Annotated in this window: 12 protein-coding genes and 1 tRNA gene; 9 read left to right on the top strand and 4 right to left on the bottom strand. The window is 31.1% G+C overall.

The annotated features are described in order from the left end of the window. Window positions 1-87: 87 nt before the first annotated feature. Together radC and JST55_04510 are read right to left on the bottom strand one after the other, a co-directional pair. The gene (radC, locus tag JST55_04515) at window positions 88-795 is read right to left on the bottom strand and encodes a DNA repair protein RadC (GenBank protein ID MBS1492744.1); all 708 of its coding nucleotides are present in this window, start codon (window positions 793-795) and stop codon (window positions 88-90) included. A gap of 37 nt (window positions 796-832) precedes the next feature. Beyond that, window positions 833-906: transfer RNA gene (locus JST55_04510), tRNA-Pro, on the bottom strand. Between the two features lie 737 nt (window positions 907-1,643). Between JST55_04510 and JST55_04505 the strand changes: the two genes are divergently transcribed. The 8 genes from JST55_04505 (at window position 1,644) to JST55_04470 (ending at window position 11,883) form a co-directional block, all read left to right on the top strand. Next, complete coding sequence (locus JST55_04505; GenBank protein MBS1492743.1) at window positions 1,644-2,120, top strand: hypothetical protein; 477 nt, start codon at window positions 1,644-1,646, stop codon at window positions 2,118-2,120. 364 nt (window positions 2,121-2,484) lie between these two features. Continuing rightward, entirely contained in the window at window positions 2,485-3,147 is a 663-nt protein-coding gene (locus tag JST55_04500) for a host-nuclease inhibitor Gam family protein (protein MBS1492742.1), read from the top strand. 24 nt (window positions 3,148-3,171) lie between these two features. Further along, entirely contained in the window at window positions 3,172-3,630 is a 459-nt protein-coding gene (locus tag JST55_04495; protein MBS1492741.1) for a hypothetical protein, read from the top strand. A gap of 72 nt (window positions 3,631-3,702) precedes the next feature. Next, window positions 3,703-4,020, top strand: a complete 318-nt coding sequence (locus JST55_04490; GenBank protein ID MBS1492740.1) for a DUF2958 domain-containing protein — start codon at window positions 3,703-3,705, stop codon at window positions 4,018-4,020. 152 nt (window positions 4,021-4,172) lie between these two features. After that, window positions 4,173-6,413 (top strand): SAM-dependent DNA methyltransferase, encoded by a 2,241-nt coding sequence (locus JST55_04485; protein ID MBS1492739.1) that lies wholly within the window; start codon window positions 4,173-4,175, stop codon window positions 6,411-6,413. After that, window positions 6,410-7,633: a restriction endonuclease subunit S gene (locus JST55_04480; protein MBS1492738.1), complete on the top strand. Its 1,224-nt coding sequence runs from the start codon at window positions 6,410-6,412 to the stop codon at window positions 7,631-7,633. Before JST55_04485 ends, JST55_04480 begins: the two co-directional genes overlap by 4 nt. Before the next feature lie 13 nt (window positions 7,634-7,646). Beyond that, window positions 7,647-8,834: a hypothetical protein gene (locus JST55_04475; protein ID MBS1492737.1), complete on the top strand. Its 1,188-nt coding sequence runs from the start codon at window positions 7,647-7,649 to the stop codon at window positions 8,832-8,834. 1 nt (window position 8,835) lies between these two features. Continuing rightward, the gene (locus tag JST55_04470; protein MBS1492736.1) at window positions 8,836-11,883 is read left to right on the top strand and encodes a type I restriction endonuclease subunit R; all 3,048 of its coding nucleotides are present in this window, start codon (window positions 8,836-8,838) and stop codon (window positions 11,881-11,883) included. A 94-nt stretch (window positions 11,884-11,977) separates the two neighbouring features. On the opposite strand, the gene JST55_04465 is transcribed toward JST55_04470, so the two are convergent. Then, on the bottom strand, window positions 11,978-14,878 hold the full coding sequence (locus JST55_04465; protein MBS1492735.1) for a hypothetical protein: 2,901 nt from the start codon (window positions 14,876-14,878) through the stop codon (window positions 11,978-11,980). Between the two features lie 45 nt (window positions 14,879-14,923). Continuing rightward, complete coding sequence (locus JST55_04460) at window positions 14,924-15,463, bottom strand: hypothetical protein (protein MBS1492734.1); 540 nt, start codon at window positions 15,461-15,463, stop codon at window positions 14,924-14,926. A gap of 235 nt (window positions 15,464-15,698) precedes the next feature. Here JST55_04460 and JST55_04455 point away from each other — a divergent pair, with 235 nt between their 5' ends. Continuing rightward, window positions 15,699-17,126, top strand: a complete 1,428-nt coding sequence (locus JST55_04455; GenBank protein MBS1492733.1) for a DUF2779 domain-containing protein — start codon at window positions 15,699-15,701, stop codon at window positions 17,124-17,126. Window positions 17,127-17,146: the final 20 nt, after the last annotated feature.

Here is a 17,146-nt window from a genome sequence, read left to right as displayed (position 1 = left end):
AATACCTGCTCCTTTATTTTTGTTAAATTAATTCAATAACTCCAACAATTTCAAGTGTATTTTAGTTCTACTACTTAGACGTATTTTTTATAATAAACCTTCGTCTTTAAAACTGAAGAAATCATCCTGCGTTACAATCAGGTGGTCCAGCACTTCTATACCCAGAAGCTTGCCTGCTTCAACCAGTCTTTTAGTAATTTTTAAGTCATCATCTGAGGGGTCAATTTCTCCCGAAGGATGATTGTGAGCGATGATAATTTTTGCTGCGTGATTTCTTATTGCAGCTTTGAAGGTTTCCCTTGGATGTACTAGTGACGAGGTTAGAGTACCTATTGTTGAAATTTCAGCACCTGTTAACTTATTTCTGGAATTGAAAGATAGTATGAGGAAGTTTTCAATATTAAAATCTTCAATCTGATTCCTTACAATTTCTGCTGCTATTGAGGAATTGGTTACAGCAGTCTGATTTTTTATTTCTGTCCGTTTCTTTGCTTCATCTCGTGCAATTCGGCGGGATATTTCAGCACAGGCAACTAACTGCGATGCCTTTGCTTTTCCGAGACCTTTGATAGCTTTGAAATCCTGAAGTGAAGCTTCTTTAAAATCAGCAAGTGAATGAAATCTTTTCTTAATTTCCTTAGCAGTTTCCATTACAGAAGTACCTTTAAATCCACTGCCGAGAATAAGCGCAAAGAGTTCAATATCAGAGAGTTTATCTTTACCTTCGCGTTCAAGACGTTCGCGGGGTCTGTCATCCGGTGGTAAATCTTTAACTGTAAAATTAGTATGGGACATAGGCTTAGGTTATTTGCCCGAGGGTGAGGGAATTTTGTCGGGATGAGTGGACTCGAACCACCGGCCTCATGCACCCCATGCATGCGATCTAGCCAACTGATCTACATCCCGAATTGAATTCTGAGCTAAAATTAAGGTTTTTTTTGCCCTAATTTTCTAAAATTGCTTCCAAAAAAACGATTTGGTACCAAATGGAGTACCAAATTATCTAAATAGAATTCATCAAAACTACTTATCGAAATCCGATATTTCAATAGAATAATAAATCATTTTGGATGAATGAATTGTGGTATAATTTTATTGAAAGAAGTATTTTCCCTAGATGAAAATAAATCGACAAGAAAAATTTTGAAAAGCACATGTAATGTAATGATTGAAAGCAGGAAATGCTAACTACTTTCATTGCTTCGAGCAGATAACGACTTACTAATGGATAACATGGATAACATGGATATATGAGGGGGGGGTAGGAGGGTGTGTAGAATGGGATGGATTGGTATATTATATAAGCTAATCGTGAATAAGTAGTTGATAAGATGTGACAATATATTGAGTGAATGTTCATTTTTAAATGTTGTATATTTAATAAAATTTTTCATTATTTTTTCCGAAACAAAAAAATTTAGTTTATAGATTAAGTAATAAATCACATATAATATTTTTACGTAGCTAAAACTATGTTCTTCCGCAAAAACTGGTAGATGTAAAATAAGCAGGAGCATGGTAAAAACAGCTGCGTCCATAAAGGACGCACTTTTTTACTATTCTTGCTTATAGGTATACCAGTACCTTGCGGAGGGATGTATTAAAGTTGCGTCCTTTTTGCTAATATAAAACCTAAACTCATTATGAAAAAAAACCTTACAAAAATTAAATTCAGATCTTCATCAGTTTTACTTTTATTGTTTATCTTCACTTTGGTTTTTTATGGTTGTGGAGGAAGTCCACCAAAAGACAAAGTTGAAGAGTTAGTTAGAAAAGTATGGGCAAGTCAGGGAGCGGAATCTTTTCTTATGGATAAAACAACAGACCAACCTTACATAGGAACAGGGCTTTCTGATTATGTAGAGAGCAAAGCAAATATAGAAGAGATAAGTATAGTAGAAAAAAAGGAAGCCAAAAAACCGGAAGGAGAAGTTAAAGAAGTACGCATGATTATCAACGTTAAAGGAACCGTTGGAACTTATAGATATGCTAATTTACCTTCATCACCAAAGGCAAGAATGGGTGATAAAAAGTTCTCAGTTAATTCTGTATACTATTTTTGGGAAGATAAATATGGAGATTGGAAAATGGAAACAAAGGGTGAAATTGCCTCATTCTAAGAAATCAATAATTCTTCAATTTGCTTTGTGGTATAATATGAATAAGAAAATAATTCTGAACAATTTAAAAGGAGGACTTTGTACTCACCAAAAATTTCAGAGGATTTAATTCCTATTCTATACGTTATAGCACAAAGCAAAAAACAACCCATGACTAAGGTTGTCGATATTATTTTAAGAGAGCACATCTCAAAAGTCGCACCTTCCAAATAAACTCGTCAATCTAACAATTCATATTCATTCTACTTTTACTGGTATAATATTATTGTAATCAAAAACAATAATAAACCTAAAAGGAGAATTCAAATGAATTATTATCTAATCCTTATTAAACACGTAGCAAAAGTTGTTTGTCGTGAATGCATTGAATCACTTTTCACAAAGCTCGCCAAATTTAAATGGAGACCTTATGTCAGGAAAAGATAGTTCAGCGGAAGTTTTAACTTCCTTCGATGAATCGAATATTCATTCAATTGAAGAAGCTAATTCATTAATTAAGTCTTTATCCGATAAAGAAACACTGGAAGAAATTATAAACAGCATGAATCTGGATGAAAGCTTTTTAACTGATAACCTAAAGGAAGCTTCCCCTGAAGTTCAACTTGATACATATCTTTATGTTATCAGGAAGAAAGAGGAAGAGCTTTTAAAGTACCAGCAAATAGCCACAGAGACTATTACAAGAACTGAAAAATGGCTTGAAGGCAGGGAAAGGAATATTAGTTCATCTGTTTCATATTTAAGCAACCGCTTAAAATATTATCTGAAGTCAAATAACCTCAAATCTCTTTCACTTCCAAACGGAGTTATAGGACTTCGCAAGCTTCCTAAGAAATTGGAAATCACAGATGAAGAATTATTCTTCAGAGATGCTAATCCGGATTTCTTAAAACATCATCCTGAAAGTTATGAACCTGACATACAAGCAATTAAGAACTTCATTAACAAATCAAATGAAATTCCTAAAGGTGTCATCGTCAAAAGCCAGGAGCCAAAGTTCTATTACAAGCTTTCAGAACAAAACTAATTTTAAAAACTTTAAACAAAAAAAATGAGTAAACCAAAATTTGAATTAGACATTAACATTCCACGCACATTTAAACTGCTTCAGACAGACCCTGCCACAGGGCAAAGTTCTTATGGTGCATGGTGGTTGTACAATGTTATATCGGGTGGCACTGAATATTCATTCTTTGCACCTGAGAAAGTTGTAGATCATTTTAAACAAAATCATGTCGGACAGCAGGATGAAATCACAATTACAAAAAAGATTACAAAGAGCGGTAAGGCAAACATTGTGGATTACGAAATAAGCATACTGAAGCCAGAGACAAAACAACAAGCTCCACACTCAGAGAATCCTTACAATGATAATGAGACAATGAGCACTGACTACCCTGTGATGCTACAAGCTATGTCAGATGCGGTTAAATTAAGAGAAGAACTCGGAGTGGATATCGATATCAATAAGCTTGGAGTTACTCTGTTTTTAAGAAGAGTCAGAGCTTAAAAATAAATTAAATTATTTACAAAGAGAGAATTGTTTTCGGATGATTCTCTCTTTTCATTCAAACCAAATTTAATGAAACTGTTTACTAAAGAAATAGAAGCGAAAGCACAAGAACAATACCCGAAAGGAAATGATCTCGAATCACAAATTGTTGTTGCAAAGTTCTTTAATCCTACAGGAGCAGGAACATGGTATTTATTAAATCAAGACCCGGAAGACACAAATTATTGCTGGGGCATTTGTCATATCTTTGAATGGGAAATAGGAAGTTTTTCAAAATCCGATTTGGCGGACTATAAAGGAAAGTTCGGATTAGGAATTGAAAGAGATTTACATTTTGAAGAAGTGAATGCGAAAGTATTGTGGTCTAAATTAAAAAGCGATGAGTAATCATTGCTTTTTTTGTAACCAGAAATTCTTTCTCGGATTTGAAAATTCAACTACCTCGAAATATGTTGACAAATTTATACAAATATTTTAAGCGATTGTATTATTATATTTGCGGACAGGCAAAAATTTTCGAATTCAAGAATATCTTTTAGATGAGTTTAAATACACAATCGCTTCAACCTTTAATCAATTTTATATATTCAGTCGCAGATCAGGTTTTAATTAACACATATGAACCGAGTAAATATAAAGATGTAATCCTTCCTATGACTGTTATAAGGCGTTTAGATGCTGTATTAGAACCAACCAAAGAAAAAGTTTTAAACACATATGAAAAGTATAAAGATAAATTAGAAGACCTTTCGGCTTTATTAACAAACAATAAAAATGGTACCGGACATGCTTTTTACAATACTTCATCTTATACTTTGAAGTCGTTATTAGATGACCCTAAGAATCTTAAAAGTAATTTTGAAAATTATCTTAATGGGTTTTCTTTTAATGTGCAGGATATCATTTCTAAGTTTAAGTTCCGTACAGAAATTGAAACTTTAGCTGATGCCAATAAATTATTTTCTGTAATAGAAAAATTTGTATCACCTAAAATTGATTTACGTCCTCAACATCTTCCGCCTCTAGCTATGGGTTATGTTTTTGAAGATTTATTGCGAAGATTCAATGAAGCAACAAATGCAGAAGCCGGGCGTCACTTTACACCTCGTGAAATAATTGAATTGATGACTCATGTTTTATTCTTACCAATTAAAGAACAGATCAAAAAAGGAACATTCCTAATTTACGATCCGTGTGCAGGTTCGGGAGCTATGCTAACCGAATCCAAGAAATACATCACTGATGAAGAAGGGGAAATAAAATCAAAAGCCACAATACATGTTTATGGTCAAGAAAATACTCCCACCATTTATGCTATTTCAAAATCTGATATGTTGCTTAAAAATGAAGACCCTGATAAGATTGTATATGGGAGTACACTAAGCCAGTATGGTTTCCCTAATGAATTACGGTTTGATTTTATGCTAACTAATCCACCTTACGGAACTAGCTGGGCAGATGATAAAAAGGCACTTGGTGTTGGTGATAAAGGTAAAGTAATTGATTCACGTTTTCAGATTAAAAAAAATAATATCGCGACACCAGTTACAACAAGAATAAATGATGGGCAGTTAATGTTCGTTATGCACATGCTTAGTAAAATGAAAAATACAGAGCAAGGAAGTCGTATTGCATCAATTCATAATGGCTCTGCATTATTTACCGGAGATGCTGGGCAGGGAGAAAGTGAAATAAGAAGACACATTATTGAGAACGATTTATTAGAAGCAATTATTAGTTTACCGAACGATATTTTTTACAATACGGGTATTCCTACTTACATATTTATTATCACAAACCGAAAACCAAAGCAACGCAAAGGAAAGATACAACTTATTAATGCAAACGGGAAAGATTTTTTCGGGAAAATGAAAAAACCATTAGGAAGTAAACGTAATGAACTGACTGAAAAAAACATTAACGATATCACCAGACTTTATTTGGAGTTTAAAGAAACTGAGTACAGCAAAATATTTGATAACAACGAGTTTGGTTATTCTAAAATTATTGTACACAGACCACTACGTTTAAATGTTCAGTTTACATTGAAAAATTTAGCTCCTCTCAGGTTTGTTTCTAATAACTCCGTACTACGTGAAGAATTATACAAAGAATTTGGTGATGATGTTTATGATAAAAAGTTTACGAGTAAAATTGAACAATGGCTTTTAAATTATTTCATTCAGGACAATGAAGAAGAAAAGCAAGAGGAGAGTGAAACAGAAATTTCTATTTCTTCATTACCTAAAAAGAAAATGAAGATAGCAAATCAACTTCTGGATATATCTTCTTGGCACCGAGATTTTAATCTTTTAAATCAATCAAAAAAACTTCAGGGAATTTTCGGTGATAATATTTACAAAGACTTTAATCTCTTTAGTGAACTTTTTAACAAAGAAATAAAAAGAAAAAATATAAAGCTAGCTGGTAAAGATGTAAAAGATATTCTTAATGCAGTATCGTGGAGAGATGCAAATGCCGAAGCTGTTATTAAGAAAATAAATAAAGATGGGAGTATTGAATATGAAAGTGACCCTGAATTGAAAGATTATGAAAACATTCCCCTTAATGAAGATATCCAAAAATTCTTTGAACAGGAAGTTCTTCCATTTGCAAGTGATGCCTGGTGGAATAATAGCGAAACTAAAATAGGTTACGAAATAAATTTTAATAAATACTTTTTTAAATTTATTCCACAAAGAAGTAAAGAAGAAATTGCAGCTGATTTGCTTGCTATAGAACATGAAACTGAAAATCTCCTCAAAGAAATTGTAGGATGAAAGTAAAAGAAGCTAAATATAATTCTCCAACTATTGATTGGATGCCTGAAATTCCAAACCATTGGAAAGTAATTCGGATAAAAAACCTTTTTTATGAAGTAGATGAGAGAAGTATGACCGGAAGAGAAGATTTATTGTCTGTTTCCCATTACACAGGTGTAACATTAAGAAAAGAAGGATTTGATGATGATGTAGAGATTACCAATGCAAGAACATTGGTTGGTTATAAAATTGTAGATGTTGGAGATTTAGTCATAAATATAATGCTCGCTTGGAATGGAAGTTTAGGTGTTTCACGTTTCAAAGGTATTACTAGCCCTGCTTATTGTGTATTCAGACTAAAAGAAAATTATAATCCTGAATATTTCGGTTATTTATTTTCGACTGCTCTTTTTAAAGGAGAATTTAAAAAAAGTTCAACGGGAATTATTGATAGTCGCTTAAGATTGTACTCTGACGATTTTTTCAGAATTTTTTCTTTTGTTCCACCTAAAGATGAGCAGGATAAAATTGTGAAATACATAAAAGAAAATTCGGCAAAAATTCAGCATTTTATCGAAACTAAACAACGCTTCATTGAACTACTAAAAGAGCAAAGACAAAATATAACTACAAATGCAGTAACCAAAGGGATTGATAAGAATGTAAAACTGAAATCTTCGGGAGTTTCATGGTTAGGTGATATTCCTGAACATTGGGAAATTAGAAGATTAAAAACAATTGTAAATTTGAAAAGTGGTGAAACCATAACAGCAGAATTAATAAATGAAACTGGGGATTTTCCTGTATATGGTGGAAATGGATTAAGAGGCTATACGAATAAATTTACAAATGATGGCGATTTTGTTTTGATAGGAAGGCAAGGTGCATTATGTGGTAACATTAATTACGCTTATAATAAATTTTGGGCTTCTGAACATGCTGTTGTAGTTTATCCAAAAGTTGAATTAGATTTTTTTTGGCTTGGGGAAACACTTAGAACAATGAATCTAAATCAATATTCAATGGCTGCGGCCCAACCTGGATTATCAGTCGAAAATATTAAAATATTAAAACTCCCATTCCCACCTCTACAAGAACAGCAAGAAATTGTTAAGCAAATCAAATCTGAAACTCATACTTTGAATATTGCGATAGATAAAGCCGAAAGAGAAGTTGAACTTATGGAAGAATATCGTGAAGCAATAATAAATGAGGTAGTAACAGGAAAAATAATTTAAATGTGGAAACCTAATGGCACAAGTTAAAAAAATTACTAAAACAAAAGCTAAAAAAAGAGTTAAAATAAAACGAGTAAGAACAGAACCGGTAAGTCTGAATGAATCAACGCTTGAAACAAATATTGCAAGTGAAATTGCCACTATGTTTAATTCGGCTTTCAGTTTTTGGTATCCAAATAGATTGTCACTGATTTTCGATTTACCAAAATTAAATATAAATTTATTCAGAGGAAGAAAAACTAAGCTGTATCGTCTTACACCTACTGAAGAAAATCTTGGAGGCGGGTGGGACACAAAAATTTCAATTCCTGTAAGAAGAAACGAGAGTAGAGCAATATTTATTCAATTCAAAAGTGGTAAACATAGTGATTGGAATACAATAACAGGTAGTAAGTTTTATAATTCTAAAAAAATTCCAAATCCCAATATAGAATTTAAGTTTAATGATAATTCAGACCATGATCAACATGAAGCATTGAAAAAATTATCTGATGAGCTTGTAAGAAGGGGAATATCTGATAAATCGGTGATGTACGCATTTCCTAGAATAACAGATTTAAAAAAGTTTGATGAACTTGAAGAACCATTACTATTCATTACAACTTTTTTAACAATAACTAAAATGGATAGCGAAGCTTCAATAGCGAACGTAAATTTATATGATGGAAAAGTTCATAAATTTAGAACATGTTATGTTGACGAAAATAAAAGAGAAATTGCCTCAGAAGTTTTTGAGTTAAACGGAGAAAATGAGTTTGAAAATATTCTTTATGAAATTATGTTGGTAAAATTTTCTTATTTCAGAAATCAGTATGTTGATACATTTAATTCCAACTCTTTGAATGATGAGATAACATTAACATTAGGTGAATATCTTAAAGTTAACCCAATAGAACTGTTAAATCGCGAACGATTTTCCGAAGCTATAATTTCACGATTTAACGAATATTATAATCTTTTAGAAAAAGAAAGAGATAATAATTTCAGGAAGATCTATGGCGAAAACAACTTAACTGGAAATACTTTTGATTGGAAAGTTAAATTATTAAAAAAAGTGCATGCATTTTTTAATGGAAAAGGTAATAGTATAATTAACATACAAAATGATATCCCTGCAAATTTCACTTTCAACTTGCCGGAACGAGAACCAATAGAATTTACTATTCCATCTTTATCTAACACAAACTTAATAATTTTTTAATATGCCAACAGATACGTCGGAAAAAGGTTTGGAATCTCATATCACACAACATTTGTGTTTGGTGAATGGATTTATAGAACGGCACTTCGAACAATACAACCGAGTAGACTGTATTGATGAAGAATTGTTTTTTAAGTTTTTAGAAAATACTCAACCAAGAGAAGTTGAAAAACTGAAACTTGAACATAAGGAAAATTATGAACAAAATATTAAGAGACTTATTAATCGTAAAATAAAAGACGAAACTGTTGTTAATGATAAATGTCTTGGCGGAATAGTGAACTTACTTCGAACAGAGATAACTGATGGTAAAACGGGTATCAAGTTAATATTGTTTTATGATAAACCTGTATCAGCACTTAACAAAAAAGATACTGAATTATACTCAAAAAATATTTTCTCAGTAACACGCCAAGTTCATTATAGTTCAAAAAATGAAAAGTCATTGGATTTAATTGTGTTCATAAATGGTTTACCTGTAATTACATTTGAACTTAAAAATGAACTGACTAAGCAAAACGTTAAGCATGCAATAATCCAATATAAGACTACCCGAGACCCCAAAGAAGAATTATTCAGGCTGGCAAGATGTTTGGTTCACTTTGCAGTCGATACAGAACAAGTTTGGATGTGCACACATTTAAGAGGAAATGATTCTTACTTTCTCCCATTCAACAAAGGTAACAGAAATGGTGCGGGAAATCCAGCTAATGATTCAGGAATAAAGACAGATTATCTTTGGAAAGAAATATTAACTAAGGATAGTATCACCAACATTATACAAAACTATGTTCAGCTAATTGAAGAAGAATCAGAGAAGGTTTTAGCAGATGGAAAAATTAAGAAAGGGAAAAAAAAGAAATTGATATTCCCTCGATATCATCAACTAGATGCAGTTCGAAATTTATTATCAGATGCTAAAGAACATGGGGCAGGTAAGCGTTATCTAATTCAACATTCAGCAGGTTCAGGAAAGAGTAATTCAATAAGCTGGTTATCACATCAGCTAGTCAGTTTATATGATAAATCCAACAAGAAAATAATTTTCGATTCCGTTATTGTGGTTACTGACCGAATTGTTCTTGATACTCAAATACAACGCAATATAAAACAGTTTGAACAGGTATCCGGTATAGTTGAACCAATAGATAAAGGTTCAAAACATTTAAAGGAAGCTCTTGAAAACGGAAAGAAAATCATTATCACAACAATTCAAAAATTTCCTTATGTAGTTAATGAAATTGGAGAATTACCCGGAACTAATTTTGCAATAATTATAGATGAAGCGCATAGCAGTCAAAGTGGCAACACTGCGGGAAAACTAAATGCAACGCTATCTAAAGAGTTTGAAAAAATTGAAGTCGATAAAGATGAATTTGAAGTAGTTGAAAAAGATAATCACGATGAATTTACCACTGAAGATATGATTGTTGAAATATTAAAGAGCCGTAAGATGTTAAGTAATGCAAGTTACTTTGCTTTTACAGCAACTCCAAAATCGAAAACACTGGAGTTATTCGGAACGAAATATCACGCTGATGGTAAAGATAAATTCAGAGCTTTCCATTTATATTCGATGAAGCAAGCTATAGAAGAAGTGTTTATTTTAGATGTGTTGAAATATTATACAACTTACAGCAGTCATTTTTCACTATTAAAGAAAATTGAGCAAGACCCAAAGTATGATAAGAAAAAAGCACAAAAGAAATTAAGAGTGTATGTAGAAAGTCACGAACTAAATATTGCAAAAAAATCTGCAATAATGATTACTCACTTTTTAGATTCAGTTATTTCACAACATAAAATTAATGGACTAGCGAAAGCAATGGTTGTATCAAGTAGTAGAAGAAATGCTATAAAATACAAAAAAGCTTTTGATGAATTCTTAAACGATAATGGCTTACCGTTTAAAGCTATTGTAGCTTTCTCAGGTGAAATTGATGGACAAACAGAACAAAGCATGAATGGTTTTTCGAGTGCACACATACCTGAAGAGTTCAAAAAAAATGAAAACCGATTTTTAATAGTAGCAAATAAATACCAAACTGGTTTTGATCAACCGCTTTTGCATACAATGTATGTTGATAAGAAATTAGGCGGGGTTAGTGCAGTTCAAACACTATCAAGACTTAACAGAACTATACAAGGGAAGTCTGAAACATTTGTTTTAGATTTTGCTAATACAACTGATGAAATAAAGCAAGCGTTTGAACCATACTACGAAACAACAGTCTTAGGTGAAGCAACTGATCCTAATAAATTATTTGATTTGCAGAATGCTTTAGATAATTTTCAAATTTATACTGTTTCACAAGTGCAAGAATTTTCAGATAAGATAATTAAGGGCGTTGCTATTGACCAACTACATATTATTTTAGATGCTGTTGCAAATATTTTTTTCACCACATTAGACGAAAAAACTCAAGAAGATTTCAGAACAAAATGCAAATCATATGTCCGCCTGTATGTTTTTCTAGCGCAAATTGTTCCATTTACAAATCCTTATCTGGAGCGATTATATATTTTTCTTAATCATTTACAAAATAAAATACCGAGACAGGAAGGTGAAGATTTAACAAAAGGAATTACAGATACAATTGATTTAGATAGTTTGAAATACATAAATCATGGAACATCTTTTATTCCACTTGATCCAGGAAAAGAACTTATGCCTTCTTCAGAAATGAAAGGTGGTGTTGCAGAGCCTGAACTTGACTACCTTTCCAAAATTGTCAAAGAATTCAATGATAGATTTGGTACGAACTTTACAAACGAAGACAAAGTACGGAAAATGACAGTGGAACTTATGCAGGATGTTAAAGAAGATAAATCTGCTATGGAAAATATTCATGCATCCTTAGAAAGGAATGACTTGCAAAATGCTGAAATCACATTTACAGAGATATTAAAAGAGAAAATGATGAATCACATTGACAGTAACTTTGAGGTGTTCAAAGAATACAATGACAACCCAGAGTTTAAATCATTCCTTGCAGGACAGATGTTTAATTTATTAATGAAAGACTTATCAAGAGTAAAAAGAATATGATGAATTTAAATAGGCACTCATCTTAACACGACTAAACTCAATTCTGAGTAATTGTTCATCGGCAAGTCATGTATAAAAAATTCTTTAAGCAATTTTATTTTATAGAGTATTTTTTTTCCCTTTGTTTAAATGCTTCATTCCCACCTTCAAGTATATCACATACGTGCTCCCGTATTCCTTGCTTAAATAGAAGAGGTATAGTATCATTTGTTACTTTAAACGAATGTTCTAAGGCACCATTTACATATTCAAATCGGTATTTACCTTGTTCTAACATCGATTCTTGTCCTTCTTGATTCGCCACAATAATATTTTCTGCATCTGTAGCTACAACCAAATTTGCATTATGAGAAACAATTATTATTTGCCTATCCTTTTTCTTGTCCTTAATCATTTTGCAAAGCAAATCATAAATAGTTCTGTTATCTAAATTATCTTCTGGTTGATCAATCAATATTGGATATTCAGAAGAACTCATTTGTAAAAAAAGGATTAACAAAACTGTTCCTTTTTTACCTGGAGACATGTGCAACAAATTATCGCCTTGGTACTTTACGGAATATTCAATTTCAAAATTATCTTTTACTAATCCTTTCAATATATCTTCAAAAGTAACATTAACTTTCATTGTAATATTTACTTCATTATTATCGCTTAGCATTGAGTTATTAAATCTAAGTGGTTTACTAAATAAGTCAATTATTGAATCATATTTTACATACTCACCGTTTATAAAATCATTTAATAAGTGTTCGCTTCCAATTGTAGTTTTATTAACTTGTTCATAAAAATTGAATTTTTCTAATTTATAAATTAGCTCACAACTTAACTCAATATCGGAACCTATATTACTTTTGGTATCATTAATTTTTTCCACTATTCTCTTGTACTCACTAAATCTATTAATCAATAATTCTGTAATTTTACTCCTCATTTGTGCATATTCTATAAGTAATTTTTGGTAAAGGTTTTCTAATATAACAATATCATCGAGTTTCTTTTTTTCAGCTTCCAATTTATTAGTAAGCTTTACTAATTCTTTTTGGTCTTCAATTTTTCTAAAGTAAGGTTCCAGATTTCTTAAATTAACTTTAATCTTTTCCTCGACTATTAGTATTTTTTCATCAAACCGTAATTTTAAAATTTCATTTCTTAAGTTATCAATCATTTTATCGTAATCAATTTCAATGTTCGCTTTTAATTTTAACATGTAATCAGGTATTTCTATTAAATCATCTAAAGTTTTATTAAGTTTTCCTTTCAATTTAATCTTGTCATTCTGAGTACTATCTCCAAGTAAATTAATCCTAGTAGAAATTAACTCTTCTAATAATCTGTTTGCAACATTCTGTTCTAAATATAATTTTTTTAAATTTGAATCATTAGTATTTTTTTCTGCTAATAATTTATTGTAATCAATTATATCTTCTGAACTAAGCTTAGCAGCTTTCTGTCCGTCTGAAATATCAGATTCAAGTTTTGCAATCCCATTTCTTATAGTTTCAGATTTACCTGATTCCTTTATTTTCAAAACGAGTTCTTTCCCATTATTTCTCATAGCCAAGTATTCATTTAAAAGTAAATCTATTTGTGAAGTAATATTCCTAATCAATAGAGTTGATTGATCATAAAATTTCTTAAACGTTGGGTCTTGTTGAAGAATATTTTGAACCAAATCATTTAACTCTTTCTTGTTGTTTTTTTCAACTAAATAATTAATGTAAAGTTGTGGAATGTATATTATTTTGTGTTCTTTGGCTCCTTTTAAATCATTCAATAAATCAGTATCACCATTTTTCCATATAACCTTGAAATTAAAATTAGAATTGAAAGTATACCCATCAAAATTTAACCTTTTTGATGTTTTTTCTACTTGATCTGGATCAATACTTTTTGCAGTAGAAAATAATAGTAGAGATTTTCCGGATGATTTACCTCCAATAATTGCATTAAGATTTTCATTTAGAAAAATCTTTTGATTCCCAAATAAATTCCCACTGTCAAGAAATTCAAGTTGGGAAATAACAAACCTATCCATTTTTGAATCTGGTTGCATTGACTGAATTCTAACCCTATCTCCAGGTTCATAAAGTGTCTGTTTAAGTCCTTCAAAGGTTGGATCAGCTTTTATCCAACAAAACCTATTAAAATCAGGTTGAAATACTTTGTCGTTCGAATGCGCATCACATCCATGAAAACACGGCTTTAATGTACCACATTTCCTAATTACAGTACTAACATCATCAACTCCTTTTCCTAAAAAATAAATCCTATCATTTTCATTTGAAGAAAATATAGCATCGGAAGCTTGATACAAACTTCGGCGTGTTGCGTCTAATTGAGATGCATTTACATTTATAAAAAAATCTTCATGCTTAATAATACCTGATGCACCATCATTACTTTTATTAGAAACAACAATGATTGTGTTATCACGAAGCATTTTATCATTTTTAAATACATCAAAAAGAGTTTCCATAGTAATCACATATTGCTCAACTCCCTTTTTGTATGCAGAAATTTTATCAAGTCCTGTGTTGTTTTCATGGTCACGACCCAATCGTTCCAATTCTGATTCGGTTGCTGAATAACTACTACTTCCGTTAGTAAACTTTAATTTTGCTAAAAATCTTGTTTCAATTTCCTTATCAATTTCAGAATTAAAAATACAATGAAGGTTTATAGGGGTAGAGGATCCTGTAACTGGTAGTACTCTTAATTCAATGTTAGGTAAAATTAACTCAATCTTTTTAGTTATAGCTCCATTTAGTAAATATTCTTTAAATTTAAAATAATTTGAAACACTAAAATAATCCGTAATACCAACTACAGCAATTTCTATTGGAGATGTATTGATAGTCTGAATAAATAGTTTCCACTTTTCATCCAAAGTTTCACCTTCAAATTGATCATTTTTATTTGTTCCTGGAGTGTGTAAATGTAAGTCCCACTTTCTCCATTCCGAACCTCTATTATAATTGGTATAATCTAACATTCTATTTAGTATGTTTTAATAAATATTTTGAATTTATCTTTTACTTCAATGTGTTCTAAAACTATTCCATTTAATTTTAAGCCTTCCAGCAATGTAAACTTCCATAAAATACAACGAATAATCATCTTGTAAAGGAAAAAAAGCAACTTTAAAGTTTCTTATAACTACTTGTCGTAATTCCAATTCACTATATGAAAGTTGGTCTCTTCTACCTTGATGGTTTAAATCACTTGAAGTCATCAAATATGCTAAAGTTGCTTCGGAGTGATACTTACCCCAACAGTGTTGTCTAATTCTTCTCAAAATTGTACCTGAAATGCCTATGTAAATAGGCTCAATTTTATCAACTTCGTCAATACTACCGAACATATAAATTCCTTTAATTTCATTAAGATTTTTATCTGATTTAGTTAATCGATTATTAAAAGTATAACCAAGTCTTTTTATCTCATCTTTTCTTATAAGTATTTTGTTGCTGTTTTTATCTTTAATAAATAACTCTCCTAAAGTTTTGCAATCTTTATGATTTATTTTTAACAGTAGTGATTCTAATACAGATTCACAATCCAAGATTAAATTTTCCATTTTATCGGGATACGGCTCTTTCCAATGATTCATCTAACTACATTACTATTTTCTAAGAAATTGATTATTAATTTATAATTTAAATAATATGCTCTGTTAATTCAACTTAGAAGTAGGATAAATTTGAATTGAAATCATTAACTTATTTTTCTATTGTGAACTCATGCCAAATTCTGATTACATCTTAAGCAAAACAAGTTTTACAAGAGGGTCGCATTGTGTCAAGATGCTTTACTTGGATAAGAACAATCCTGAATTGAAAGCTCCAATTAGTGAAGCTACAAAGGAATTGTTTGAAACAGGGAAAATTGTTGGTGAATATGCACAAAGGCTTTTTCCGGACGGAGTACATACAAATTTTAATCATGGGAATATTGAGCAAGGAATTCTGGTTACTCAAAGATTAATTTCAGAAAGGAAAACAATCTTTGAAGCTGCATTTCTTTATGATGAGTGCTTAACTGTTATTGACATTCTTGATTATACAGAAAATGGGTGGAATGCATACGAAGTTAAAAGTACAACAAAAATAAAAGACGAACACAAAGTTGATGCATCATATCAATATTATGTAATTATGAAGTCAGGTCTGAAATTAAATGACTTTTCAATGATTCGCTTGAATAACCAATATTCTAGGAATGGTGAAATTGATTTAAGAGAATTATTCGTAGCTGAATCAGCATTAGCAGACATATGTGGACAACAGGATTTCGTCGCATCAGAAATTATAAAGTTTAAAAATTCTCTTAATTCAACAACTTGTCCAACACGAACAATTGGAAGACATTGTGAGGAGCCACATAAATGTGATTACAAATCTCATTGCTGGTCGGGCATCCCTGAAGATTCAGTTTTCGATATTTCAAGATTAACTGAAGAGAAAAAAATTAGTTTTTACTCGAGAGGAATTATAAAAGCAAAAGATGTCCCTGAAGACGGATTAACTGCGACACAAAAAATACATGTTAACTCAGCAAAATTAAATCGTGATTATATTAACAAAGAAGAGATAAGAAGTTTTTTAAGTGGTTTGGTTTACCCATTATACTTTTTAGATTTCGAGTCAATAAAGTCTGCAATTCCATTGTTCGATAAAACCAAACCACACCAGCAAATTACTTTTCAATATTCTTTACATATACAAAGCTCTAAGAATTCAGAAACACAACATTCTGAATTCTTAAGCGAACATAGAAATGACCCCCGAGAAGATTTTATAACAAAATTGATTCTAGAATTAGGAACATCCGGGAGTATTGTCGTTTACAATCTGGCTTTTGAAAAAACTCGATTAAATGAAATAGCCAAAGATTTCCCTTCATTCAAACAAAATATAGATGGCTTAATATCAAGACTTGTAGATTTGGTTATTCCTTTCAGAGGTAAGCATTTCTATAAACCCGCTATGAAGGGTTCATACTCTATCAAAGATGTTTTACCGGCAATGGTGCCTACCATGAGTTATCAAAATCTTGCAGTAAATAATGGCACCGCTGCAAGTAATTCTTTTCTAAAATTTATCAAAGATGGTTTACCTACTGAACAATATATTGAATTTAGGAAAAACCTATTGGAATATTGTAAGCTTGATACTTTTGCTATGGTAAAAATTTTAGAAGTTTTGTATGAAGAATTTGATAAAGCAAACTTAACGACCTGAGATTAAGGTTAAGCAATAAA

It is taken from the genome of Bacteroidota bacterium, from assembly GCA_018266835.1.
In the GTDB taxonomy this organism is placed as follows: Bacteria; Bacteroidota; Ignavibacteria; order Tepidaquicellales; family Tepidaquicellaceae; genus JAFDZO01.
Note: the sequence above shows the minus strand (reverse complement) of the source record. Positions and strands in the feature narration are given on the sequence as shown.